Source organism: Clostridium folliculivorans, from assembly GCF_024341905.1.
Taxonomy (GTDB): domain Bacteria; phylum Bacillota; class Clostridia; order Clostridiales; family Clostridiaceae; genus Clostridium_AR; species Clostridium_AR folliculivorans.
Genome location: NZ_BQXY01000007.1, coordinates 205960 through 231401, shown reverse-complemented (window position 1 = coordinate 231401; position 25442 = coordinate 205960). Strand labels below are relative to the sequence as shown.

Genomic DNA, 25442 nt, shown 5'->3' with positions numbered 1-25442 from the left:
TTATGAGCGTTAAAGAAGAATTACTTAAAAAGATAAATGAGAAGACTGCTATTGTAGGAGTTATTGGTTTAGGCTATGTTGGTTTACCATTAGCGGTTGAAAAAGCAAAGGCTGGATATAAAACAATAGGATTTGATGTACAAGCAAATAAAGTAGAGCTTGTTAATAGTGGAGTTAATTATATAGGTGATGTTGTTGATTCTGATCTTAGTAATGTTGTTAAGAGTGGAATATTAACAGCAACAACTGATTTTTCTTTTGTAAAAGATGTAGATTTTGTAGCTATTTGTGTTCCTACACCATTAGATGCGTATCAACAACCTGATATAAGCTATGTAAAAGCATCAACAGAAGCAGTAGCAGAATACCTTCATGAAGGTATGGTTGTGGTATTAGAGAGTACTACATATCCTGGAACTACAGAAGAATTGCTATTGCCGATACTAGAAAGTAAGTCAGGCTTGAAGTGTGGTAAGGACTTCTATTTAGCATTTTCTCCAGAAAGAGTAGATCCAGGTAATTTGTTGTATAAGACAAAGAATACTCCTAAAGTAGTAGGTGGTGTTGGAAAAGATAGTACAGAAGTAGCAGCAGCTATGTATAGAAATGTACTTGAAAGTGAAATTTTAGAAGTATCTAGTCCAGCAGTTGCTGAGATGGAAAAGATTCTAGAAAATACCTATAGAAATATTAATATTGGATTAGCTAATGAGATGGCTATTATTTGTGAGAAGATGGGTATAAGCGTATGGGAAGTTATTGATGCTGCTAAGACAAAACCATATGGTTTTCAAGCATTTTATCCAGGTCCAGGGCTTGGCGGGCATTGTATACCATTAGATCCATATTATCTTACTTGGAAAGCTAGGGAATATGACTATCATACTAAACTTATAGAGACATCAGGTGAGATAAACAATTATATGCCTCAGTATGTAATAGAGAGAGCTGGAAAGATACTAAATAAATATAAGAAACCTATAAATGGCTCTAAGGTTTTAATTCTTGGAGTAGCTTATAAACAAGATATTGATGATTACAGAGAAAGCCCTGCATTAAAGGTTATAGAAAACTTCCAAAATGAAGGTGCTGATATATCATTCTATGATCCTTATGTATCTTCTTATAAGTATAAGGGTGTTGAACATCAAGGTATAGCCGATTTAACAGAGACGGTCTTAAGAGATGCAGATATAGTAGTTATAACTACTATGCATACAAATATGGATTATAATTATGTACAAAAAAATGCTAAGGTCATATTTGATACAAAAAACGCAACTAAGAATGTAGAAAACAAAGAAAATATTGTATTACTTTAAAATTAATTTCTAAAGATGTATCACTTCAACCTGAAAACTATTTTCAAAATGCCTCTATGATCTGAGAGTCATATTAGAAAATATAAAGTTTATTATGAAGTGGTACATCCATATATAATAGGATATCGCTAAAGATATCCTATTAAAACATAAAGGAGAAATATATGTCAACTAAAAAGATGCTTGCAAATTCAGGGATATATACAGTCGTATCTATATTACAAAAATGTATAGGGTTATTTCTTTTACCTGTTTATACTTCGTATTTAACTAAGACTGATTATGGAATAACTGGTGTAGTTCAAGCTGTTGTTAGTCTACTTACTGTTTTTTATATGTTATCGTTAAATGGAGCTATTTCGAGATATTATTTTGATTATAAAGATGACAAGGAAAAATTAAAAGAATTCTGGGGAACAAATATATTATTTGTTTCAATGAATAGCATATTTATGAGTATTATAATATTTGCATTTCATAGATACATAATTTCGCCTTTTGTAGATGGCATAAGCTTTTTCCCTTATTTTGCAATTGCACTTATTTCTATAACTCTTAATCCAATTTATAATATATTTCAGAGTACTTTACAGGCAGAACAAAATGGAAAACAATATGGCTTAAATAATTTGAGCTATTTCACTATAAATTTACTTTTGACAATTACATATGTGGTAGGCTTTAAATTAGGAGCTGCAGGAGTTCTATTAGGTTTAGCTACTACAGATATAATATTTTTTGTATATACTTTAATAAATTTTATACCAAAAGTTAAATTGAAAATAAATAAGATATATTTGAAACAATCACTGAGATACTCACTACCATTGATACCGCATTCACTTTCAGGATGGATGATCTCAATGATAGATAGACTGTTCTTAAATAAGATGCAATCTACAGAAGCAGCAGGATCGTACAATATAGCCTTTCAGTTTGGTAATATCATGAATATACTTACCACAGCTGTTAACCAGGCCTATGTTCCTTGGTTTTTTGATAAGATGAACAGTGGGAAGGAAGGAAAGAAAGTCGTCGTAAAATTTACTGAATATGTTGTCGTAGCTTATGGGCTTTTGGCTATGTTGATATCACTTTTTGGACAAGAAGTGATAAATATTTTAATAAGTAAAAAGTTTGAATTTGGAGATGGGTGGAAGGTAGTTCCAGTAATTACATTTGCATTTGTTTTTAATGGATTATACTATTTTTTTGTTAATCCACTATTTTATAATAAAAAGGGAACTAAGTTTGTTTCAATAGGAACTATATTTAGTGCCATTGCCAATTCTGTTTTAAACTATTTACTAATACCTAAGTATGGAACTGTTGGGTCAGCCGCTGCTAGTTTAATATCAATGTTTATGGCAAGTGTACTAATACTTATAATATCATCATTCATAGAAAAGATAGGTTTTAATTATGTTAAATTATATTTAATAACTTTCTTATTTATGATAGTTTCATCTTTTTGTTTCTTGGAAGGAAGCTTTTCATTTATATACTTTTTCTTGATTAAATTATTAATAGCTATAGTTGTAATTGCTTTTCTTTCGGTGCTATATAAAAAAGAAGTAAATCTATTAATAAAAAAGCTAAAGAGTTTCGTATCAAAAACTAAGTAAGGTGGATGTAATGATGAAACCAATGGATTTTTTAAAAGAAGTAGAATTGAATTATAAAGTTGAAGATATTGCTACTAATGAACTTAGGGTATGGCAGATTTTAAGATGGCATTATGCTAATTCCTATGAGAATATGGTTATTAATGGTGGTGGAAGTAGTACTAATAGCAATGTGGTAGATAGTAAATATACTAGGGCATTAAGCAAAGTATCTAATAGTATTTGGAATATACATAAGTATTTCAGTAATTATCCTTATATAATATTTACTGATAGACTAGAAGAACGTACTATAGATTCAAAAGTTTCAGATAAAATAGCACATGGATTTATTAAGGAGTTTGGTAGCGAGTCTTTAATATGCCTTAACTGTATAGATTCAAAACATAAAAATAATAGCGAATATTATCACAAGAATTATATTAGCACTAGCCTATTTGATATAAAGAAAGTTACTAAAAAGGTAGATGTAAAAATAGATCAGTGCTCTATACTTGATGAAATTGAGAGAAGTTATGGAGTTAGAGTTGATTATATTAGTATAATTAATAACTTTTTTAAATATGTTGAAGTATTTGATGATTTCTTAAAAACAAAGCAATGTAAGGCGGTTTTTGTTAACTGCTACTATAATTTAATGCATCAAGCTCTTATTTTTAGCGCTCATAAGAACAACATAAAGGTAGTAGAATTTCAACATGGGATTATAAATAGCAATCACTATGCTTACAATATCTTCAAACCAATAGGAAAAGATGTATTTAGCGATTATATATTTGTATTTGGAGATTATGTTAAAGATATAATAAGCAATAATTATATTGAAAGTAATAATATTTATTCCATAGGAAACTATTATATCGAAGATGTTATAAGAGATAGTAAAGAAAATGATAAGGTTATAAGGTATTTTTCGAAGATTAGAAATGAATATAGGAAAATAGTGGTGGTCACATCCCAAATAACTATAGAAGAAAAATTAATAGATTTTATTAAGACTGCTGCAGCTAGTGATAATGAAATATTATATATGTTTATACCTAGATACTTTAATAAAGATTTCAGTAAATATAATTTTCCTCAAAATGTTATTATAGAAGAAAACATAGATTTTTATCATTCAGTAGGATACTGTGACTTACATCTTACAGTATATTCCACTTGTGCTATAGAAGCTTTATCCTTTGGTACGCCTAATATACTAATTAATATTGATAACCTTAGTGAGGACAACCTTAGGGATCTACTTACTGAATCTGAGTATACAAGATACGTAAATGAACCTTATGAGCTTGTAAAGGCTATAAATGATACCGCTATAGTTAATAAAGATGATGTTATTAAAGTGTCGCAAAGGTTTTATAAACAAGAAAACATAAAAAATATAAAAAATGCAATGAAAGCTATTGATCTGATATAGGAGGGAATCTAATGACTGATAAAGAGAGGTACAGAGAACTTTGCAAGATAGAAAAAACTATTCCTATATTCTCTAAAGATTGGTGGATGGATGCGGTATGTGGAGAGTCAAATTGGGATGTTATAATAGTAGATAAAGGTGGAAAGATAGTTGGAACGTTACCTTACTATGTTAGAGATAGCAAAGGTAAGAAATCAATTGTACAGCCAGTATTGACTCAAAAAAATGGTGTTTGGATTGGGTATCCAATCCATCAGAAGTATGCAAAGAAACTGGCGTATGAAAAAGATATAATGAATAGTATCATCGATAAGTTGAGTGAATTAAAGCTAGAACAATATAATCAAAATTTTGATTACGGAGTATCAAATTGGCTACCTTTTTATTGGAAGGGTTTTACTCAGACTACGCGATATACCTATGTAATAGAGGATTTATATGATATAGATAATATATTCAGTAATATAGATTCAAAAACTAGAAATCAAATAAGAAAGTCTGAGAAGATTGTTAATATAAAAGAGGATATGAATATTGAGGAGTTTTATAAGCTTAATACTATGACGTTTAACAGGCAGAATATGAAGATTCCTTATAGTTTAGAGGTTGTTAAACAAATCTATGATGCCTGTTCCGTTAATGGATGTGTTAAAATTCTTTTTGCAGAAGATGGTGAAGGAAATGTTCATTCTGCTGTTTTTGTAGTATGGGATGAAAACTCGGCTTATTATTTAATGGGAGCTAGTGATCCTAACTTTAGATATTCTGAAGCTAATACTCTTCTTATATGGGAGGCCATAAAATACTGTTCCAAAGTCACTAAAAAGTTTGATTTTGAGGGTAGTATGATAGAAGATATAGAAAGATTTTTTAGGTCTTTTGGGGCTGAACAAAAGGCATATTTTAATATAAGCAAGTATATGGGCAAAAAAAGCCTTATAAAAATAATAATTAAAGATATATATAACAACAGTGATGGCTTGAATAAACTATACAATAAACTTAGAGGTAAGTGATTATGGTTGGAGTTTTTATTGAAAATAATAAGTTCAAAAAACAGATAAAATATGTTTTTTCTACTGTATCAGAGATTCTTGGAATAGAGATTTATTTTTATACTGACAATGATATTAATTTAAATACTGAAGTTGATTTTTGTAATGTAAATATAGTTTATAAAGACAGTGAGAAATATTTAAGTTTTATTGATAAGCTTGATAAGAAAGTTATAATTGAAAATTCGAATAAGTTATTCTCACAGAGATATCTAGAAGCTGACTCAGTGCCTCAAAGTGTAAGAAAATATAACCTTGATTATAATATAAAAAATAAAAAAGATATAATATCAATTTTTAGTGATGATGCTGAGCTATTTATAAAACAAGAAGTCAATAAGATTACTTCTAATATTGATATTGTATCTGATATATTCTTTATGCTATCGAGATATGAAGAGGTTGTGTTAAATTACAAAAGTGATGATGAGATATATAATAGATTTTCAGCAAAAGAATCATTAGCATATAAAAATAACTTTTTAGATAGACCTATAGTAAATGAACAAATAGAACTCATATGGGCATTATTAAAAAAACTTGATAATTCGCTTGTTAGAAAACATTATTGGGGAGATAATAGCTTTGCTGCCTGCTTTACACATGATGTAGATTGGATACAAAAGTATACGAATTTGGGACGAGCACTAAAAGATTCAGTTAAACTTTTGGTAAAAAATAAAGAGATTGCTTTATCTTTAAAAAATCTAGCGAATTATGTTAAGAGTAAGTCTGATTATAAAGAAGATCCTTACTGGACCTTTGAATATATTATGGATTTGGAAAAAAGGTTTGGCTTTACATCAACTTTCTATTTTATGACTGGTGGAGAGACAAGCTTTGATAATAAATATATATACAATGATAAAAGAGTGATAGATTTAATTGATAATCTTGAAAGAGATGGATTTGAGTGTGGGTATCACGGAAGTTTTAATAGCTATAATGATTACATAAAGATGAAAGATGAAAAAATAAACCTAGATAGTATTGTTAAATCAGAAGAATATGGGATAAGACAACATTTTCTAAGATTTAGTGCTCCTTTTACTTGGAGGATACAAGAAAAATTGGGCTTTTTGTATGATTGTACACTAAGTTTTGCAGATTCAGAAGGATTTAGATGTGGCATATGCCATCCGTATAAGCCATTTGATATACTGGAAAATAGAGTTTTAGATATATGGGAAATACCATTAATAGTTATGGAAACTTCGATAATGGACAGCAGATACAGTGGTTATGGATTAGATGAGGCAACTGAAAAGGTAAAATTATTAATTAATCAAGTGCAAGATTATAATGGGGTATTTACCCTTCTTTGGCATAACTCTTCTTTCGATAGATTCAATCCTCAGGTAAGTAGATGGAATGGAGTGTATGAACAAATTATGATTTATTTGCATGAAAAGAAATGTTATGGTAGTAATGGTAGGGATGTTTTAAAGAAATATATTAAAAGGGGAGAATAATATAATGAGTAGATATAAATTTGCGATAATAGGATGCGGTAGAATTTCATATAAACATGTAGAAGCAATAGCTAATAATAGGAAAGAAGGACAACTCGTTGCTGTATGTGATATAGTACTTGAAAATGCAATTAATAAAGCAAATGAGTATAAGAAGCTTTGTCCAGAGGATGAACTGCCTAAGGTTTATACAGATTACAAAGCTATGATAGCTAACGAAGAAATTCATATTGTTACTGTAGCTACAGAAAGTGGATATCATGCAGAGATATCTATAGATTGCATGAATAAGGGATTAAATATAATATGCGAAAAACCTATAGCGTTATCTATAAAAGATGCAGATAGAATGATCGAATGTGCTAACAAGAATAATGTTAAATTATGTGTAAGCCACCAAAATAGATTTAATACTTCTATACAAAAACTAAGAAGTGCAGTAGAACATAATAAGTTTGGTAGAATACTTAATGGGACAGCTAGAATACTTTGGAATAGAAACATGGATTATTATAAACAAGCACCTTGGAGAGGTACATGGGAACTAGACGGTGGGACCCTTATGAATCAATGTATACATAATATAGATTTGTTACAGTGGATGCTTGGTGGAGAAGTTGAATCAGTTTATTCTCAATGCGATACATTTATGAGGGATATAGATGGTGAAGATTTTGGCGCTGTTTTAGTAAGATTTAAAAACGGGGCTATTGGGATAATAGAGGGAAGTGCTTGTGTATATCCTAAAAATCTTAAGGAAACATTAGATATATTTGGAGAAAAGGGCACGGTTTCAATTGGAGGGTTAGCAGTTAATAAAGTGGATGTATGGAGATTTGAGGAAGTGGAAGATGAAGGAGATACATCTAAAGAACTTGAAAAAGACCCAGATACAGTATACGGATTTGGACATACACCTTTATTTAAGGATGTAATTGAGGCGGTTAAGGAAAATAGAGAGCCTTATGTAAATGGAGTAGAAGGAAGAAAAGCGATGTCCATAATATTAGCAGCTTATAAGTCTAGACTGACAGGAATGCCAGTAAGTTTTCCTATGGATGAATTTTCTACTATAGATATGAAAGCTAAGTTTTAATGATTAATAATAGTATAGTTGTTGATATTAAGGCCTATTATTGTTATATTAATTAAGAAAGATATACATTTTGTATATCTTTTTATTTATAGTAAAGAATCTATATATAAAGATTTGATAATTGAATTAAAAACTGTTCTTAATTGTTCACTCTCTAATGTGAGTGAAATTTCAATTAATGATAAAGTCTTGGAGAGAAGATCAATGAGTAAATCTATAGCGAAAAATACTATATACAGCATATTACTTAGAATATTCAATATAATAGTTCCAGTAATAATAGGAGCTTATCCAATAAGAGTGTTTGGTCCAGAATTAATGGGTAGAATCGCTTATTCAGAAAGTATATATAATTACTTTATGATATTTGCTTCATTTGGTATATACAATTATGCATTAAGAGAATTAAGTAAGATAAGAGATGATAAAGAAAAACTTAACAAGACATTCACAAGCCTTTTCTTGTTTGGAATAATAACACATGTGACAGTATTTGTTATATACTTAAGCTATGTTTTATTAAATTTTAATGGGAAACCACAATTTTTTGTTTTATTAATTTTTAGTATAACCATGCTTCAAGATTCACTTTATACAGAATGGGTAAATGAAGCTTTAGAAAATTATGATTTTATTACTTTTAAGACAATAATTATAAGAATAATAAACATAATTCTATTATTTACTTTAGTTAAAAATAAAAGTGATTTTTATGTTTATGTTTCATTAACTACAATTACATTTATTTTAAATAATATTACCAGTTTTATATATATAAAAAGAAGAATTGGATTTGATTTTTCCGGTTTGTCAATATTTAAACATATAAAACCTCTAATTTTTGTTTTATTAATATCCAATGCATATATGCTTTATACACAATTTGATAAAATAATGCTGGGAATATATAATGGAGAAAGTGAAGTTGGGTTTTACAATATATGCCAGATGATAATAACACTAATAAACCCAATGCTATTATCAATAGTATATGTTACTATACCTAGACTATCCAATATTTCTGAAGAAAGTGAAGAGAATTATTTAAATCTTTTAAATAAAGTATCAAAATTTTATTTTGCATTTATGTTTCCAGCTGCTATCGGATTATTTTCTTTAGCAAAGGAAATAATAATGCTTTATGCAAAGAGTGAGTTCTTACCATCTGTACCAGTGTTAAGAGCATTTAGCATATTTTTAATTTCAATGGGAATAGAATATATTCTAACTAATCAGATAATTTATGTAAAGCGTAAGGAAAAATATTTAGTTGGTTTCTTAATTATTTGTGGATTAATCAATATAATTTTAAAAGTAATAATATTAAAACTAGGTATATTAAGACCAGAAACGGCAGTTATAACCACATTAATATCAAATATAGTTTTAGTAATTTTAGAGTATAGTTTTATTAAAATTAAAATGAAAGTGAATTTTAATCTTTTGAGTTTAGATAAAGTAAGATATCTAATTATATCGCTTATGTTTATTCCGATAACTATGTTAATTAAATTATATATTAATAATTTGCTTTTTATTGCTATAGTAGCTATGCTAATAAATGGGAGCTTATATGCTTTCATTTTATACGTTATAAAAGATGAAACTATTTTTACTATTTTAAGCAGATTTGGAATAGGTACAAAAAAACATTAATAGTTATATATTTAAACAATTTCAAATTATATTTTATAACAGGATAAATTATTTATATTATATACAAATACGGGAGGATACTATGGATAAAATAAAAATTCTTCATGTCGTAGCTACTGGAAGATTAAGTGGTGCAGAAAAGGTTATTGCTGATATTAGTACAAATCTTAACGAAAAATATGAATGTTATGCGGTTTGCTCAGGTGAGGAGTTAAAAAGGTATTATGAAGAAAAGGGAATTAAAAGTTTTATAATAGATATAAATAGGCTAAACCCATTAGAAATTAATAAGTTAGGTAAACTTATAAAAGAACATAATATAGATTTGGTTCATGGACATGATGTAAAGCCATCCATAGCATCGTATATAGCAGCAAAAAAATACAAAGTTCCTGTTATATCACATATACATGTTACTTATCAGTGGATGAAAAGCAATAAGATAATGAAGAGTATTGATGGCTTTTTTAGAAACAGATACAATCTATCGATAGCATGTTCGGAGTTAGTTAAAGAGTATTATGAAGAAAATAATAATGATGCTAATAAAAATAAAATAGTGTATTTGGATAATGCTTTCAATTTTAATGAATTTGAGAAAGTTAAAGTTGGAGACAAAGGTCAATTGAAAAAGCAACTAGGAATAAGTGAAGATAAATTTGTTTTTGGTTTCTTAGGAAGACTTATAGCAGTAAAGGGAGCAGATTTATTGATACAAAGTTTTTATAAAGTAGCCAAGAATAATGAGAAAGCTTGCCTGTTGATTGTTGGTGATGGGGAAGAAAGAGAAAAGCTTGAAAAACTTGTGGATCAATTACAAATTAAAGATAAGGTAATCTTTGCAGGATATCAAAAAAATATATATGAATATATGAATATTTTTGATTGCTTTGTGTTGCCATCTGTTAGAGAGGGGTTACCTATTGCAGTTCTTGAATCCATGGCAATGAAAAAACCGGTTATTTCAACACCAGTTGCAGGACTTGCTAAGTTAATAGAAAATAAAAAGAATGGTATAATGCTACAAGAAAGATCGGAAGTGGAATTAGTAAAAAGCATGGTTTATCTATATGAAAATGAAGATGTTAGAACTCAGATAGCAAATAATGCATACGAGTGTTTAAAAAATAAATATAATATCAACGATTATATTAACAAATTGGAAGATTACTATGAGATAGTGTTAGGCAGGGGAAGTATATGAAAAGAAACAAAAATATTGTAATACTTTTTACTGTAGTTTTTTTAGCTGCAGTCATAATAAATATATTACCTAATAGAAATGATGAAACTAAGAAAGTGACTGTGTTTTCTGATTTAAGTAGCCCACAAATGAATTTAACCTTACAAAATGTTTTAAACAAATATAATATTTCCGTAACAAATAGTACAAATTGGAGAGATAGCTCAGATGTAAAGTTAAAATACGCATCAGCAGTAACAGTTGAAGAAAAAGCTATGTATGATATATACAATTTAAAAGAGGAAAGTTTATATTCTGTAGGCAAAAAAGGATTTGGAAAGAAGCTAGGTTATTCGGATGTTCAAAAATATCTAAATAGTAGTGAGAATTCTTTTAATAATGATATTTTACTATTTACGCCTAACACAAGCCATTGGTTTGACAGTGAAAAGACTAATGGTAAAGTTTATATATACGATAGAGTAGGGAAGATAATAAATGATGATGAAACGGTTACAGGTATTTTATTTGAATCAGAAATAGACAATATGTCTAATTATGATGTAAATATTATTAATAAAGATAATAATGAAATTAAAGATGCTCTGAGTATTCTAATAAAAAAGAGTGTTTTTAAGAAAGATACAGAGGAAAAAATATATAGTGATTTAAAGAAGAATATTGATAATCTTAAAGGGGAAAGTAATGGTAAATAAGATTAATTATAAATACAGGTTGATTCTTTGTATTATAGTGATTTCTATATTGTCCGTATTAGTAGGGGCTCTAAAGAAAAATGACGTTGAACAATATAAGGTTTTTAAGTTATATTCAATAGATGCTGATAACAATGTTTCTGATTCTGTTGATAAAGCAGTTCTAAAAAAGTTAAATATACTTAATAAAAACTTTAGCCAAAGTTATAAAGGTAATTTTAAAATTGATGTATTGCCAGCAGAGGGGATTAATTCAAGATATAGAATAATGTTCACTTCGGAAGGTGGATTAGATGGTCAAGCGATGAGTAAGGTTTATGATGATTATGCTAATATGTTGAAAAACAGTAGTGTTGTTTTTCATATTTCACCAATTGAGTATGATAATGTTGAATACACAAATATAAAGCTTCATTCTACGCTTATTAGCATTGTACAAGCTGTGCTTTATTCACTTGTATTATTATTTTTATATAGAATAATAAAGCCATTAAACATAAATGAAAATATACTTGGAGCTTTAAGCATAGTAGTATTTTTGGTATCTACAGTGTTTAACTTATTTGCTGCAGTATTAGCAGTAGGAATTGCAGTAATAATATTCCACAACATAATAAATAAGACTAAAGAATATAAAAAAACTCTAATAAAATTATCGGTATTGGCTTTAGTAGTAAGAGTACTAGTTACTATTGCAATGCTTATGTACAATTATTATAAATATAGTACTTTGTTCTCATATTCTCAAACTGATGAAATATTCTACTATTCATCTAGCGATTATATATACCAGTCCTTGGTTAACTTTGCTTGGCCAAATCTTAAGGCTATAACTGGAATAGATCAATATGGGTACAATTTATTCATGGGCGTAGTTAAGTTAATAAATCATGGTGACATCTTTATTAGTGTTAAAATTATAAATATCTTAGTTAGTGTTATTTTTGTATTATTAATATTTAAATTTGTGTACAGTGTTACAGAAAATTATGATGTTGCTAAAATAAGTGCTTTAATGATGGCTGTAATGCCTACATTTGCAGTATTCTCATCTTTTGCATTAAGAGATATTTTTATTTCAATAATCATATTTTTAATATTATATGAAGTTATTTTAATGAACAAATCAACAAACAAGATAAGAAATATTGTTATATGCTTCTTTTTAATGATTGCATTATGGTATTTAAGACATTATGCTTTGTTATTGGTACTAATGTTAGTAGCATTATATGTAGTAATAGGATTTTTAAGAAGTAAAAGGATAAATATTATAGCCATATTGGTGTCTATGTTAGTACTAGCAGTAGGTTTAGTAGTAGTTGCATCCAAGATTTATGCTCTTAATATATTTATCATGCTAAAATTTTATGTGGAATCACAAGGAATATTAAAATTCCTTTCAGGAATAATTCTAAGCATAGTTAACTTAGATTTCTTAATAAACAGTGGTGAAACTATCTACAAATCGACAAAATCATTGATTTTAAGAATTATATACCCTGAGACAATATTCTTAATTTTATCTTTTCCTATTATGTGCTTAGGATTTATTAAAGGATTAAAGAAAGATATTAGTTTTGTAATTACTATAATAGTTATGTTTGTAGGCTTTATAGCCATATATAAAATGCAATATGGCGGATGGTTTTTAAGAACTCAGTTACAGATATTCCCTTTCCAATACATGTTTATAGCGTGGGGATTGGTTACTATGGTTGACGATTCTGATAGTAGATTAGCAAGAACGGTTAAAAAGCTAATTAATAAACTTTAAAATGTAATAATTAAAATGATTGAAGTTTATATGCTTAAAATTAAAGCTTATTATTAGGATATTTTAGTCTAGTAATAAGCTTTATATTTTAGTATTAAATCTGTTGCGTAAAGTTTTATTATTATGATTAAATTGATTTAAATGGGAAATAATTATAAATGATTTGTAAAAGCAGATACGTTAAAAAAGCTCACTGAAGAAGGTCACTTCAGCGACTTTTTTTATATTAGTGTATGTGGGGTATTATAAAAAGAGTTAAAATGGTTAACATTATTGATTAAATTTTGCGATAATGCTCATTTGAAAGTAGTGATGATAGTTAGTATTAATACTGATTTATAGATATATTGAGTTATCTAAATAATAAAAGTATGAAAACTGTAGAGTTAGGAGAAAAATATGTGCAATGATGTTTGTTGCGTGATTGTTACTTATAATATTGGTGAAGATTTTTTAAAATGTTTTAATTCAATAGTTGATCAGGTGAATAAAGTTATAATTGTAGATAATGGATCAGACGAAGAAACTATTAGTGTATTGAAAGCTCTAGAAGGTGGAGAGAAAACCGAAGTTATATATAATAGCGAGAACCTTGGAATTGCAACTGCTCTAAATAGTGGTGTTAAGAGAGCAGAGGAATTGAAGGCCAAGTGGGTAGTAACTATGGACAATGATAGTATCTCAACTTCAAATATGGTAAAAGCCATGCTTAATACATATGAAGCTTTAGATGATGAAAAAAAGAATAAGGTTGTTAGTTTAACTACTGTTCATATAGAAACAGGATACACTGAGATTTCTGAAAATGATAAAGAATCTGATTTGAATGATAGGTCATATAAACAAATCGATGTGTGTATTACATCTGGTAATTTAGTGAAAACAGAGGTTTTTAAAGAAGTTGATTATTTTGAAGAAAAGCTGTTTATTGATAGTGTTGATTTTGATTTTTGCTTCAAGTTAAAAAATCTAAACTATGAATTAATTCAAACAAATGGTGCGAAGCTATTGCATCGTTGCGGAAATGCTGATGAAAAAGATCTTCTTCTACTTAAAACCGGATATACCAATCATAACTATATTAGAAGATACTATATGACTAGGAATAGATTGTACTTATGGAATAAATACAAGGGAATAGAAAGTCAATTTATAAAGGTTGATAAAAGGGCTTTTTATACAGAAATTTTGAAAGTGATACTATTTGAACAAGATAAAAAAAGAAAGCTTAAAATGATTATAAAAGGTGTTAGGGACTATAAAAAAAATGTTTATGGTAAAATATCTATTTAAATGTGGAGGCTATTTAAAAGGAGTATACTAATGGGTGATAACATTCTTCAAGAACTTGCGCTAATAATATTAAATTATAAAAATTATGACATGACAATTCAATGCGTAAATAATCTTATAAGTTTAAATATAAATGCTAAAATTATTGTAGTTGATAATAATTCCCCAAATGATTCTTATGAACAAATATCTAAAAGGTTATCTTCATTTGATAATATTTATTTATTAAGGACGGAAAGAAATGGTGGATATTCGTACGGTAATAATGAAGGAATAAGATTTGCTACTAAAAGTTTCAGCGATATTAAATATATAGGAATAATGAACCCTGACGTTTTTTTAAATACAAAAGCAATGCTTACTAAGATATGCAATAAATTAAGTGAAAAAAACGATTTAGCTGGGATAACTGGAGTAACTCTATTAAATGGTAAGTTAGTTTTTAATAATTTGGGATGGAGAGTCAATGATGTTAAGAGTCTGATATTGGCTAACAGTAGCTTATTATCAAAGGTATTAAAGATATCAAAATCATATAGTGAGATAGAGCTTGATAAAGATGATTGTGAAATCGGATATACTGAAGTCATGCCAGGTTCCTTTTTTATCATGAAAAATAATATTTTTAAAGAGTTTGGGTATTTAGACGAAAATGTGTTTTTATATTTTGAGGAAGATATACTAGGCAGAAAAATAAAAAAAAGAGGTTTGAAATCAGCAATATTGATTACTGAGTCCTATATACATAAGCATGATGTTAAAGACAATGAATTATCAAATGTAAAGAAGAAGAAGCTCGACTATAAGATTTATATGAAATCTCAAACTTACTATGTAAAAAATTATATAGGTAACAATTGGATTAATAATTTTATGATTAAGATGTCTCAATATGCTCACTTATATTTAGAGATACCACTAATTTGTGCTATGTACAGATTAAAGAAAGCAATAAGAAAATAAAAGTAAAGTACCTTATTAAATTGGGGGAATTAAAATGATTAAAGATATAACTGTATTTACTCCTACCTATAATAGAGGTGAACTATTAACTAATTTATATGAGTCATTAATAAAGCAAACCTATAAGAATTTTGAATGGATAATATATGATGACGGATCTATTGATAATACAGAGCAGATAGTTGAAAAATTAAAAGCTGATAGATTGATTGAGATTATATATGTAAAGTCAGCCAATATGGGTAAGCATGTTGCTATGAATAAAGGGGCGGATATAGCAAAGGGTGAACTTTTTTTCGTAGTTGACTCAGATGATATATTAACAGAAGATGCATTAAAAACTATAGTGGATGCGTGGAATAGTATACCTGTTAATGAAAGAAGTGAGTATTCAGGAATTGGAGCTTTAAAAGGCGGATTTGATAAGAAATCTATTACAAAAACATTAAATGAACAATTCATTGATGCCAATTATATTGACTTCTCATTTTATATGGGGTATACCCAGGACAAGGCTGAGATATATGTTACCGAGATATTTAAGAAATATAAATTTCCAGTGTTTGAAGGCGAGAACTTTATGACTGAAATTGTAGTTTTCTTAAAAATTGCTGAGCAAGGCTATAAAATGAGATGGGTTAATAAGGTGGTTTATCAATGTGAATATAAAGAAGATGGATTAAGCAAAAACTCATTTAAGGTTAGACTAAAAAATATAAATGGAACCGTTCATGCGTATAACTTAATATCATCTTATAAATTGCCTAGTAAGGTTTTAATTAGATATAAGGCTAATTACTTCAGATTCGGTTTCCATAAAAAATCTGGTTTGGTGAAATTAAAAAATGAACTTATAGATAAAAAGTACTGGTCTGTAGCTAGTATACTAGGCTGGGTACTATATAAAAAAGATAAATAGAGTAAATGCTAGTAAAAAATAAAATTCTACTAGCATTTTTTATTTTTAGAAATATTAAAACTCTTGATACAGTAACAGCTAAAACATAATTTATTCTGATTGTTTTATGAGTGTATAGGTATATAAGTAAATAAATAGGAAATAATCATTAAAAGAAAACTAAAGAACAATTAAATTGGAAGAACTAGTGTTAAGACAAACTTATTAGGAGAAGAGTATGAAAAGTAACAGAACAGTATTAATTATATTTACAATAGTATTTTTTGTTGCCGTTCTTATAAATGTAAAACCAAGCGGTAAAGTGGTAGGCGAGAGTATAAGCGTATTTTCTAATAATGATAGAACAGATATGATTATGGCTATCTATAATGGTATAAAAGTTGATAATACACCGGTATACATTACAACTGATGAAAAGAGCAATTCAGATATAAAGTTGAAGTACAATTCATGTATAAGTACAGAAGAACAAAAGCAGTATAATATCTACAAAGTAAGAAAGGAAAAGTTATACTCAATAACTAAGAAAGGTAATGGAATTAGATTAACCTATTTAGATATAGAAAGATTTTTCAATGATAAGAATAATCAATTTACTAATAAACTTTTATTATTTACGCCTAACACTTCCGTATGGATTGATAACTATAGGAAAGATAACAATAAACCCTATGTATATAAACCATTGGAAAATATAATTGGGGAAGATGAGACTGTTATTGCAATTGCTTTTGGATCCGAAATAAGTGATTTATCAAAATACGATGTGAATGTTATCTATAAAGATAATAAAGAAGTTGAAGATAACTTTTGCATTTTAATAAAAAAAGATAAATTTGGTAAAGATGACGAGGATAAAATACTAAGTGGCTTAAAGAAAGAAATTACTAAACTCAAAGGGGAAAGTAATGAATAACAAAACATACAAAATGGTTTTTTGCATTTTAGTAATGTGCATTTTATCAGTAATATTTGGTTTTTTAAGAAATACTAATGTAGAGCAATATAAAAGGTTTAAGCTATATACTGTTGATAGTAAAAATAATGTTTCTGATAATGTGGATAAAACATTGATAAAAGATATGAATATCCTAAATGATAAGTTTTGCGAAAAATATAAATCAAAATTTAAAATAAACATTTTACCTGAGGAGGGCGTTAAAGCTAGGTATAGAATTAGATTTAATTCAATTAATGGTGTGAGCGATAAAGAAATTAATAATGTTTATGATGATTATGTGAAAACAATAAATGAGAATAATAAGGTTTTCCATGTATCACCGCTAGATAACAATGAAATACAGTACAAAGATGCAAGGTTAAGCACAATTATTATAAGTGTTATGCAAGCAATACTCTATTCAATTGCTTTAATAATTTTATTTAATGTAGCTTATATAAAAGTTAATCATGAGAATATATCCTTTATCACTAGTGTAATTTTGTTTATAGGAGCTACAGCTTTTGGGCAATTTGCAATTCTATTATGTTCTGTTATTTCTTTTTCAATAATTGCGAATATAATACAAAAGAATAAGGAATATAAAAATTCATTAATTAAAATAGCATGGTTAGCTTTAATATTAAGAGTTTTAGTTTCTGTAGCAATAATGTCTTATAATTTTATAAAGTACAGAACATTTTTATCATATACACAGACAGATGAAATATTTTATTATTCTACTGGAGATTACATATACCAATCACTTGTAAATTTTAAATGGCCTAATTTGAAAACTATAACTGGCATTGATCAATATGGTTATAATTTCTTTATAGGTTTTATAAAATTTATAAACAATAGCGATATATTTATAACTGTTAAACTTATAAATATATTGGTGAGCGTTATTTTTGTATTATTGATATTTAATTTTGTTTATATAATTACTAATAATAAGAATATAGCCAAGATGAGTTCTGTTCTTATAGCAATAATGCCAACTTTTGCAGTTTTCTCTGCTTTTGCCTTGCGAGATATAGTTATATCTATTAATATATTCTTGCTATTTTACATCATAGTATGTAGTGATAAATTTAAAAATAGGATATTTAGTATAACAGGATTTATACTATTGGCAATGAGTTTATGGTTTTTAAGAAGATATGCATTGTTATTGACCTTAATGCTAACAACTTTATATTTAATAGTAAGATTTTTAACTAATAGAAAGATCAATATAATAGCAATATTGATCTCTATGGCAGTCATCGTTTATGGATTAATTGTTATGTCCTCAAGGTTGTATGGATTCAGTATATTTAATATGATTAAAGGGTACATATTATCTCAAGGAATAGCAAAGACTTTTTCTGGTGTGATATTAAGTCTAGTTAACTTGGATTTTCTAATAAATATTGGTGCCACAATATATAATTCACCTAAATATATGATATTACGTATTATGTATCCAGAAACAATATTTTTAGTAGTGACTTTTCCAATAATGGCACTAGGTATGATTAAAGCATCGAGAAAAGATATAAGTTTTGTAATTACAACCTTCTTTATGTTTGTTGGGTTTATATTAATTTATAAGATACAATATGGTGGCTGGTTTTTAAGAACTCAGTTGCAGATATTCCCATTTCAATATATCTTTATAGCGTGGGGGGTGGTAGCTATTATTTATGATTCTAATAGCAAAGTAGCTGTATACGCAAGAAAACTGATAAATAAAATTTAAATTACGTATAATAACTTGTTGTTTTTAGGATTAAAAGTAAGAAGGAGTTTACCTGTTTGTAGACTCCTTGTTATTTTGTAAAAAGTATAAAGTTTTTATGTTTGATAAAACTAGATATTTCAGAGGAGTTATAAGTTTTTTATTTCTAGACAGTAAAAGAAATTTATTTGCTTGTAAGATTTTCCTTATGTGCATTCGGAAACGCATATGAGCTAAAAAGGTTAATTCACTATCAAGTACACTATTTTTTGTATCGTTTAAGCTTATCTATAATTAGTTTAATTCTAAACTTTTCTAGTACTTCTAGCAAAAACTCATCTCTAAGGAAAAGTAGAATTAATGAGTAAACTAATGTACACAAAGACATAGTGATAAGTATTATTAATATAATGTTATGTATTAATAACTTTATTATAAAAGATAATGGTATAAATAAAAGTGAAATAAGTAAGTATCTCACTTTGGCTGATGAGATTAATTTTAACTTAACTTTAAGAAGCTTTTTTATGATTGTATATTCTACTACTACTAAAGCAAATTCTACAGTAGTTGTAGAAGCTATGGTAGTAATATGATTTAAATGGTTGCTATAAATTAGTATTATCTTCAATATCAAATTTATTAAACCGAAAAATGTAACTATAATCATAGCAAGTTTTTCTTGTTTTTTTACATAGAAAATGCTATTAACTAGTAGAAAATCGAGTCCGCTTAATATTATAAATACACTAAATATCCTAAGAACATTCACAGATTCAAGATAAGCTGCTTTGTATAATAGTAATACTATCTCTTTGGATAATACCAACATACCTATTGCAGCAGGAAAGAGAATGGCTAGATAGGTATTGGTTATCTTATTTAATAAGCCCTCATAAGCCTCGTCCCCTTCGGATGCAATAACATTTGATAATCTAGGTATAGTAACAAGTATTATAGAAAGTAGCATGGTATTCACTATGCTTGATAATATCTGACCTATATTATAATAACCAACAGATATTTCACTTACATAGGAACCAAGTAATAATTTATCTAGCTGATTATAGAGAATAGAAGCATTTGACATAATTAAAATGATTATTAGTGGTTTAATATGCTTTCTTAATTGTAGATCATTAAAATTAAATTTTATATTCTTCTTTATGTAAACAAAGCTGAAAACATAATTGAAGAAAACTAATAGTGAATTTAAGGCTGCATATATTAAATAATCCGAAGATTTTTTAACGAGTAATAGTAGAAGTACTATATAAAATATTCTTAGTATGATTGTCTTTATAGTTATAAAATTGAAGCTTTCAGTTGCTTCACATAGCCATTCTACATAAAATATGTTACTAAATAGTGTAAAGCTATATATTAGGAGTACTGGGAGTTGAGGTTGTGATGAATAATGAATAAGTACAAATGATATATATATAATTAGTGAAACTGTATTAGATATAACCCCTATTAAAAATAAGCTAGTGAATAATTTTGAGAGTTTCTCTTTGTCATCTCTAATCCTGCTAATTTCCCTAAGCCCATAATTATATATACCAAAGGTTGCGATTATTAAAAAGTAATAATATATTGCTTCACTATAATATATCCTGCCTAAGTACTTCGGTCCAATTACTGTAGCGGCATATGGTCCTATTATAAGAGGAACCACTATATTAAATATGTTCAGTAATAATTTATAAAAAATATTTTTAGTAATAGAATTTTTAGATTTCATTAGTATACCTTTCTTTTGTAGAGTTCCTATGGATTTACCACTTCGTAATAAAATATATTGTTTTTAAATTCTCTCACCAGAAACCTTGAGAGTTTTAAAAATAGATTTTGATTGGAATTGGTAAATCCATAACTCAACTATTATAAAAACGTCTTATTTCTAATATTTTGTCCTAATTAGAACATTAATAAAACACTTAATTGTTAAAAATAACAAAATTATAAAAACTCCAGTATAAAATCTGGAGTTTTCAATAGTGCAGTATATATGCTTGTATAAGTCGAAGAAATTTATATAACAATATCTAAATAACTTTCAATATAGTTGTTAGCTAAAGAAATTACCTTTTCTTTATCGTCTTTTGAAGAATCATCATAGACAGCTACAACTTTCATGCCGGCTGCCTTAGCGCCTTGAACTGCAGGAAGAATATCTTCAAAAACTACGCATTCATTAGGATTAGCCCCTAATTTTTCAGCTGATAAGAGATACACATCTGGGAAGTTTTTGCCTCGTGAAACCTCATCGGTGGTTGTTATGGTATCGAAGAGTTCATATATTCCATTAGCTTCTAGTGCGGCCTTAAGTAACTCTTGAGAATTTGATGTAGCAAGTCCTATTTTAACGTTTAAAGACTTAAGCTTCATTAAAAAATCCTTTGCGCCAGGTTTTAATTTTACATCATTAGTATAATGTGCAACAGCCATAGAGTGCCATTCTTTCATTATATCTTCAACTGTATCTGAGATGTTAAATTTATTTTTAAAGTAAATAGCCGTTTGCTCAAAGCTAAGGTGGCCTATTTCGTCTTTAAGATTTTCAGGCTTTGCATAACCTTTATTTGTTAAATAATCAGTATCGATTTTTTCCCATATCCACATAGAATCTATTAGAGTGCCATCTAAATCAAATATTGCTGCTTTTATATCTTTAAACATTATTAAAAATCACCTCATTAAAATTCATTAATTTCACAAATACAACCGTTAGAATCTCCAAGTTAATAATTCAGGTTGTACAATTTTCACTATAATAAAATGTTTAAATACCATTATCATAAGGGTCTACTTGAAATGGTGTTCGAAATTAATAGCTTATCTATAGAAGCTTGTATAATAATTTTAGTGCAAATTAATAAATATAGCAATGTAAGATTTACATATTGACATTCAGTGGGCAGGTGATTAAAGTGCCTATAAGGATTCCTATAAATACATCCATAATATAGTGTAATCCAAGATACAATGTTGAGAATCTCACAATTACTGCCAGTGAGATATATAAAACTGAGAAGTGAAGTAATAGAAAAAGAACCACTATCATAATATTGCGTATAAGCTAATTTGATAGTGGTTTTTAAGATGTAATTCGTTCTGTATAGTCTTTAAAATGTTCTCTCGAATATTTCTATTTTTTCTTTATCTTGAAAATCCTTTAATGAGTTTATCTCAAGTTCTTTTAATACTTGAGTCATTATGTCACTATGTGTAGCAACTTTTATTGGTGAATCATATGCGACCTTATTAGCAAATTCTCTTCCATTTTCTCTTGGAATTAGAGCTTTTGGTCCACCTACACAGCCACCTATACACCCCATACCTTCTATAAAGTTTGCATCAACTTCACCTGCTTGAGCTTTTTCAAGGATTTCTTTGCACTCTTTTACTCCATTTGCTTGAACAGCTTTAAAAATAGAGTGTTTCTCTGGGAAAAGTTCTTCAATTGCTTCAGAAACAGCTATTGATACTCCACCAGTTCTGGCATAAAGCCTACCACCTCTTGAAGCGTACTCAATGGAAGGAACGCCGTGTAATTCACCGGGCTTAATATCTAAGGTATCAAAAATACCCTTTAACTCTTCAAAGGTTAGTACATAGTCGATTGCGGCATCTATATCTTTATCTTTTGCCTCAGCTTTTTTAGCTATGCAAGGACCTATAAAGACTACCTTAGCATCAGGATTTAATGTCTTAATTAATCTTCCGGCAGCAATCATTGGTGAGACTGAAGGCGATACATCTTTTACTAAATCGCTATAAACTTTCTTTAACATTCCAACCCACATAGGGCAGCAACAAGAAGTTATAAGTAATCCGCCATCTTTGTTAACGTGTTTATCAAATTCAGCAGCTTCTTTTATAGTTAACATGTCAGCAGCAAATGCAACTTCAACCATATCTGAAAAACCAAGTTTTATAAATGAAGAGCGAAGTTGATCTAAGGTTACGTCATCACCAAACTGCCCAGAAATAGCTGGTGCTACTGCAGCTATTACCTTTTTGTTGTTTTTTAATAATTCCATGATTGGAATAAATTCTATCCTATCGATGAAATTACCGCTATCACAAGCATCAATACATAGTCCGCATTCAACACAAAGTGTATCATCTATATAAGTATTACCAAAGTTCTTGTCTTCAACGATAGCATTGAATGGACAAGCTAATTGGCATTTTGTAAGTCCTGAGTCTTTATCCTTACAATGATCTGTACAACTACCAACTTTTTCAACTATCCTCTCTTTTACCTTATAATCAGTTATAGCTTTTTTTAGATTATAAAGGTAATTATCATCTTTATCAACATCCACTCCACATAACGTAGATATAATAGATTTTGCTTCTTCTCTATCAAAGTTAGGGTCGTTGATTATGTCGTTCACCACTTTATCAAAGTCATCTTCATAATATGCCTTAACAATTTTCTTGAACAAAGCTTCATATTCTTTTTTCATAGAACTCCTCCTAATTATTAAGATGGTAAATATAATAAATATGCTTATATTTATGACAAATATACTAATATTATTTTCTTTATAATGTTAATTAATTCATTGAATGTAAGCATATATTGTAAAAAATAATGAATTTATGCGAATAAATTAATTTGAATTGCAGATACTAATTATAACCATAATATGAAATTATAGTTTCTAAATTATTTAAAGAAAAGGTGATATTCATGTTTTATATGATAGCAATAGCTTTTTCAGTGGTAGTTGTGCTTTTTTGTATATCTTTATGTAAAGCTGCATCAAAAGAAGAAAACTTTTATGAGAATTTAGAGAGAAAAAGTAAAAAATAATTAATAATATACAGTTATTTAAATATACATATAATAGTTGAATATTATATGGAGATGAATTTATATATGATAGATTTAGTGTTGGATGCTGGTCATGGTGGAAGAGATCCTGGTGCCATAGGACCAACAGGTTTGCAGGAAAAAGAATGTAATATTTATATTGCCAAAAAATGTGGACAGATTCTAAAAGAACAAGGGGTTACAGTGGAACAAACAAGAGATGATGATACCTATTTGGGGCTTTCAGAAAGAGCAAAGTTAGCTAATGATGCTAATTGTAAGTACTTTATAAGTATACACATAAATAGTGCAGATGTTCAGTCTGCAAATGGAACAGAAGTATATGCATTAGTAAAAGGTGGAGAAGGAGAGTTATTAGCAAAAAGAGTATTGGATAATCTTGTGAATGGAATTAATTTAAGTAGTAGGGGAGTTAAATTTGCAAACTTTGCTGTATTAAGAGAAACTAATATGCCTGCAATATTGGTGGAAACATGTTTTATAAGTAATTCTAGTGAAGAAGCATTGTTGAGAGAAGATAGCTTTAAGGATAAAGTTGCTCTTTCAATAGCCAAAGGATTTTTAGACTATATAGGAAAACCGTATAAAGACAGTACTAATTCAAGTGATACTAATGACAATAAACTTACACCTCTAATATCAAAAACAGCATGTTTGAAGGACCAAGCTAAGCAGTGGGCAAAAAATAATCAAGCAACTGATCTATTTATATCTTTAGCGGATTTATATTGGTCCTTATATCCATTTCACGGAAACATAAACCCTACAATAGCCTATGCACAAGCTGCCTTAGAAACTGGATTTGGAAAATTTGAAGGTAGTATAGATGAAAGTTATAAAAATCCGGCTGGATTAAAGAGTACAAGTGGTAGAGATGATACTGCTGACTCTTTTGTTAAGTTTGCAAGCTGGAAGGACGGAGTGTCAGCACAATTAGATCATTTAGCCCTATATGCAGGAGCAGAGGGCTATCCCAGCGATAATACTTCAGATCCTAGGCATTTTTCATACTTAACTGGAAAGGTTAAATATGTAGAAGAGCTTTCAGGCAATTGGGCAGCTTCTCAAGATTATGGATTAAAGATACTGCAATTGATGTTTGCTATGGAAGGAACTACAGTTGTTGATAGATTTGAAGATAATAAGATATATGAAGATCCAGAAGAGGAAAATACATCAAAAGACGAAGAAACCATAAAGAATGTTAAAGAGAAATTAAATAGCTTTTCAGAAGAAATAGATAGTTTAAGAACGAGATATCAAGAGTTTTCTTCAATTATTGAAAGTTTTGATAAAATGTTAGAAGATAAAAATAACGAAAATAAAAGATTGTTAAAAGAAAATAGTGATTTAACAGAAAAAGTTAAGCAGTATGGTGAAGTTATTGATGATATATTAAATATTATAAATACAAAGATAAAATAAAAAGG

At 28.2% G+C, this 25442-nt stretch carries 21 protein-coding genes; 17 read left to right on the top strand and 4 right to left on the bottom strand.

What is annotated here, in order from left to right; translation table 11 throughout:
- The first annotated feature begins 2 nt into the window (after positions 1 to 2).
- The 15 genes from OCU55_RS18685 to OCU55_RS18615 all read left to right on the top strand — a co-directional run bounded on the left by OCU55_RS18685 (position 3) and on the right by OCU55_RS18615 (position 19184).
- Entirely contained in the window at positions 3 to 1322 is a 1320-nt protein-coding gene (locus OCU55_RS18685; protein WP_261853809.1) for a nucleotide sugar dehydrogenase, read from the top strand.
- A 164-nt stretch (positions 1323 to 1486) separates the two neighbouring features.
- Positions 1487 to 2947 (top strand): lipopolysaccharide biosynthesis protein, encoded by a 1461-nt coding sequence (locus OCU55_RS18680; protein WP_261853808.1) that lies wholly within the window; start codon positions 1487 to 1489, stop codon positions 2945 to 2947.
- Positions 2948 to 2957: 10 nt separating this feature from the next.
- A complete protein-coding gene (locus OCU55_RS18675; RefSeq protein ID WP_261853807.1) occupies positions 2958 to 4367 on the top strand; it encodes a hypothetical protein in 1410 nt (469 codons plus the stop codon).
- An 11-nt stretch (positions 4368 to 4378) separates the two neighbouring features.
- Positions 4379 to 5383: a GNAT family N-acetyltransferase gene (locus tag OCU55_RS18670; RefSeq protein WP_261853806.1), complete on the top strand. Its 1005-nt coding sequence runs from the start codon at positions 4379 to 4381 to the stop codon at positions 5381 to 5383.
- Between the two features lie 2 nt (positions 5384 to 5385).
- Positions 5386 to 6894, top strand: coding sequence for a polysaccharide deacetylase family protein (locus OCU55_RS18665; protein WP_261853805.1), 1509 nt, complete (start codon positions 5386 to 5388; stop codon positions 6892 to 6894).
- A 4-nt stretch (positions 6895 to 6898) separates the two neighbouring features.
- Positions 6899 to 7990, top strand: coding sequence for a Gfo/Idh/MocA family protein (locus OCU55_RS18660; protein WP_261853804.1), 1092 nt, complete (start codon positions 6899 to 6901; stop codon positions 7988 to 7990).
- A 204-nt stretch (positions 7991 to 8194) separates the two neighbouring features.
- Entirely contained in the window at positions 8195 to 9646 is a 1452-nt protein-coding gene (locus tag OCU55_RS18655) for an oligosaccharide flippase family protein (protein ID WP_261853803.1), read from the top strand.
- An 82-nt stretch (positions 9647 to 9728) separates the two neighbouring features.
- Positions 9729 to 10850, top strand: coding sequence for a glycosyltransferase (locus OCU55_RS18650; protein WP_261853802.1), 1122 nt, complete (start codon positions 9729 to 9731; stop codon positions 10848 to 10850).
- Positions 10847 to 11545, top strand: coding sequence for a hypothetical protein (locus OCU55_RS18645; protein WP_261853801.1), 699 nt, complete (start codon positions 10847 to 10849; stop codon positions 11543 to 11545). Before OCU55_RS18650 ends, OCU55_RS18645 begins: the two co-directional genes overlap by 4 nt.
- On the top strand, positions 11535 to 13322 hold the full coding sequence (locus OCU55_RS18640; protein ID WP_261853800.1) for a hypothetical protein: 1788 nt from the start codon (positions 11535 to 11537) through the stop codon (positions 13320 to 13322). Before OCU55_RS18645 ends, OCU55_RS18640 begins: the two co-directional genes overlap by 11 nt.
- A gap of 399 nt (positions 13323 to 13721) precedes the next feature.
- Positions 13722 to 14615 carry a glycosyltransferase gene (locus OCU55_RS18635; RefSeq protein WP_261853799.1) on the top strand — a complete coding sequence of 298 codons (894 nt, stop codon included), beginning with the start codon at positions 13722 to 13724 and terminating at the stop codon, positions 14613 to 14615.
- 30 nt (positions 14616 to 14645) lie between these two features.
- Positions 14646 to 15578, top strand: a complete 933-nt coding sequence (locus OCU55_RS18630) for a glycosyltransferase (protein WP_261853798.1) — start codon at positions 14646 to 14648, stop codon at positions 15576 to 15578.
- 34 nt (positions 15579 to 15612) lie between these two features.
- Positions 15613 to 16497 carry a glycosyltransferase family 2 protein gene (locus OCU55_RS18625; RefSeq protein WP_261853797.1) on the top strand — a complete coding sequence of 295 codons (885 nt, stop codon included), beginning with the start codon at positions 15613 to 15615 and terminating at the stop codon, positions 16495 to 16497.
- A gap of 217 nt (positions 16498 to 16714) precedes the next feature.
- Positions 16715 to 17413: a hypothetical protein gene (locus tag OCU55_RS18620; protein ID WP_261853796.1), complete on the top strand. Its 699-nt coding sequence runs from the start codon at positions 16715 to 16717 to the stop codon at positions 17411 to 17413.
- Positions 17406 to 19184 carry a hypothetical protein gene (locus OCU55_RS18615; RefSeq protein ID WP_261853795.1) on the top strand — a complete coding sequence of 593 codons (1779 nt, stop codon included), beginning with the start codon at positions 17406 to 17408 and terminating at the stop codon, positions 19182 to 19184. The genes OCU55_RS18620 and OCU55_RS18615 overlap by 8 nt, the downstream gene beginning before the upstream one ends.
- 241 nt (positions 19185 to 19425) lie before the next feature.
- Here OCU55_RS18615 and OCU55_RS18610 read toward each other — a convergent pair whose 3' ends face one another.
- The 4 genes from OCU55_RS18610 to OCU55_RS18600 all read right to left on the bottom strand — a co-directional run bounded on the left by OCU55_RS18610 (position 19426) and on the right by OCU55_RS18600 (position 23641).
- Entirely contained in the window at positions 19426 to 20907 is a 1482-nt protein-coding gene (locus tag OCU55_RS18610) for an oligosaccharide flippase family protein (RefSeq protein WP_261853794.1), read from the bottom strand.
- Positions 20908 to 21197: 290 nt separating this feature from the next.
- Complete coding sequence (locus OCU55_RS18605; protein ID WP_261853793.1) at positions 21198 to 21845, bottom strand: HAD family hydrolase; 648 nt, start codon at positions 21843 to 21845, stop codon at positions 21198 to 21200.
- 217 nt (positions 21846 to 22062) lie between these two features.
- Entirely contained in the window at positions 22063 to 22230 is a 168-nt protein-coding gene (locus OCU55_RS24085) for a phosphatase PAP2 family protein (RefSeq protein WP_427847074.1), read from the bottom strand.
- A 61-nt stretch (positions 22231 to 22291) separates the two neighbouring features.
- A complete protein-coding gene (locus OCU55_RS18600) occupies positions 22292 to 23641 on the bottom strand; it encodes a [Fe-Fe] hydrogenase large subunit C-terminal domain-containing protein (protein WP_261853792.1) in 1350 nt (449 codons plus the stop codon).
- Positions 23642 to 23868: 227 nt separating this feature from the next.
- Between OCU55_RS18600 and OCU55_RS18595 the strand changes: the two genes are divergently transcribed.
- Complete coding sequence (locus OCU55_RS18595) at positions 23869 to 23991, top strand: hypothetical protein (RefSeq protein WP_261853791.1); 123 nt, start codon at positions 23869 to 23871, stop codon at positions 23989 to 23991.
- A gap of 66 nt (positions 23992 to 24057) precedes the next feature.
- Positions 24058 to 25437 (top strand): N-acetylmuramoyl-L-alanine amidase, encoded by a 1380-nt coding sequence (locus OCU55_RS18590; protein WP_261853790.1) that lies wholly within the window; start codon positions 24058 to 24060, stop codon positions 25435 to 25437.
- Positions 25438 to 25442: the final 5 nt, after the last annotated feature.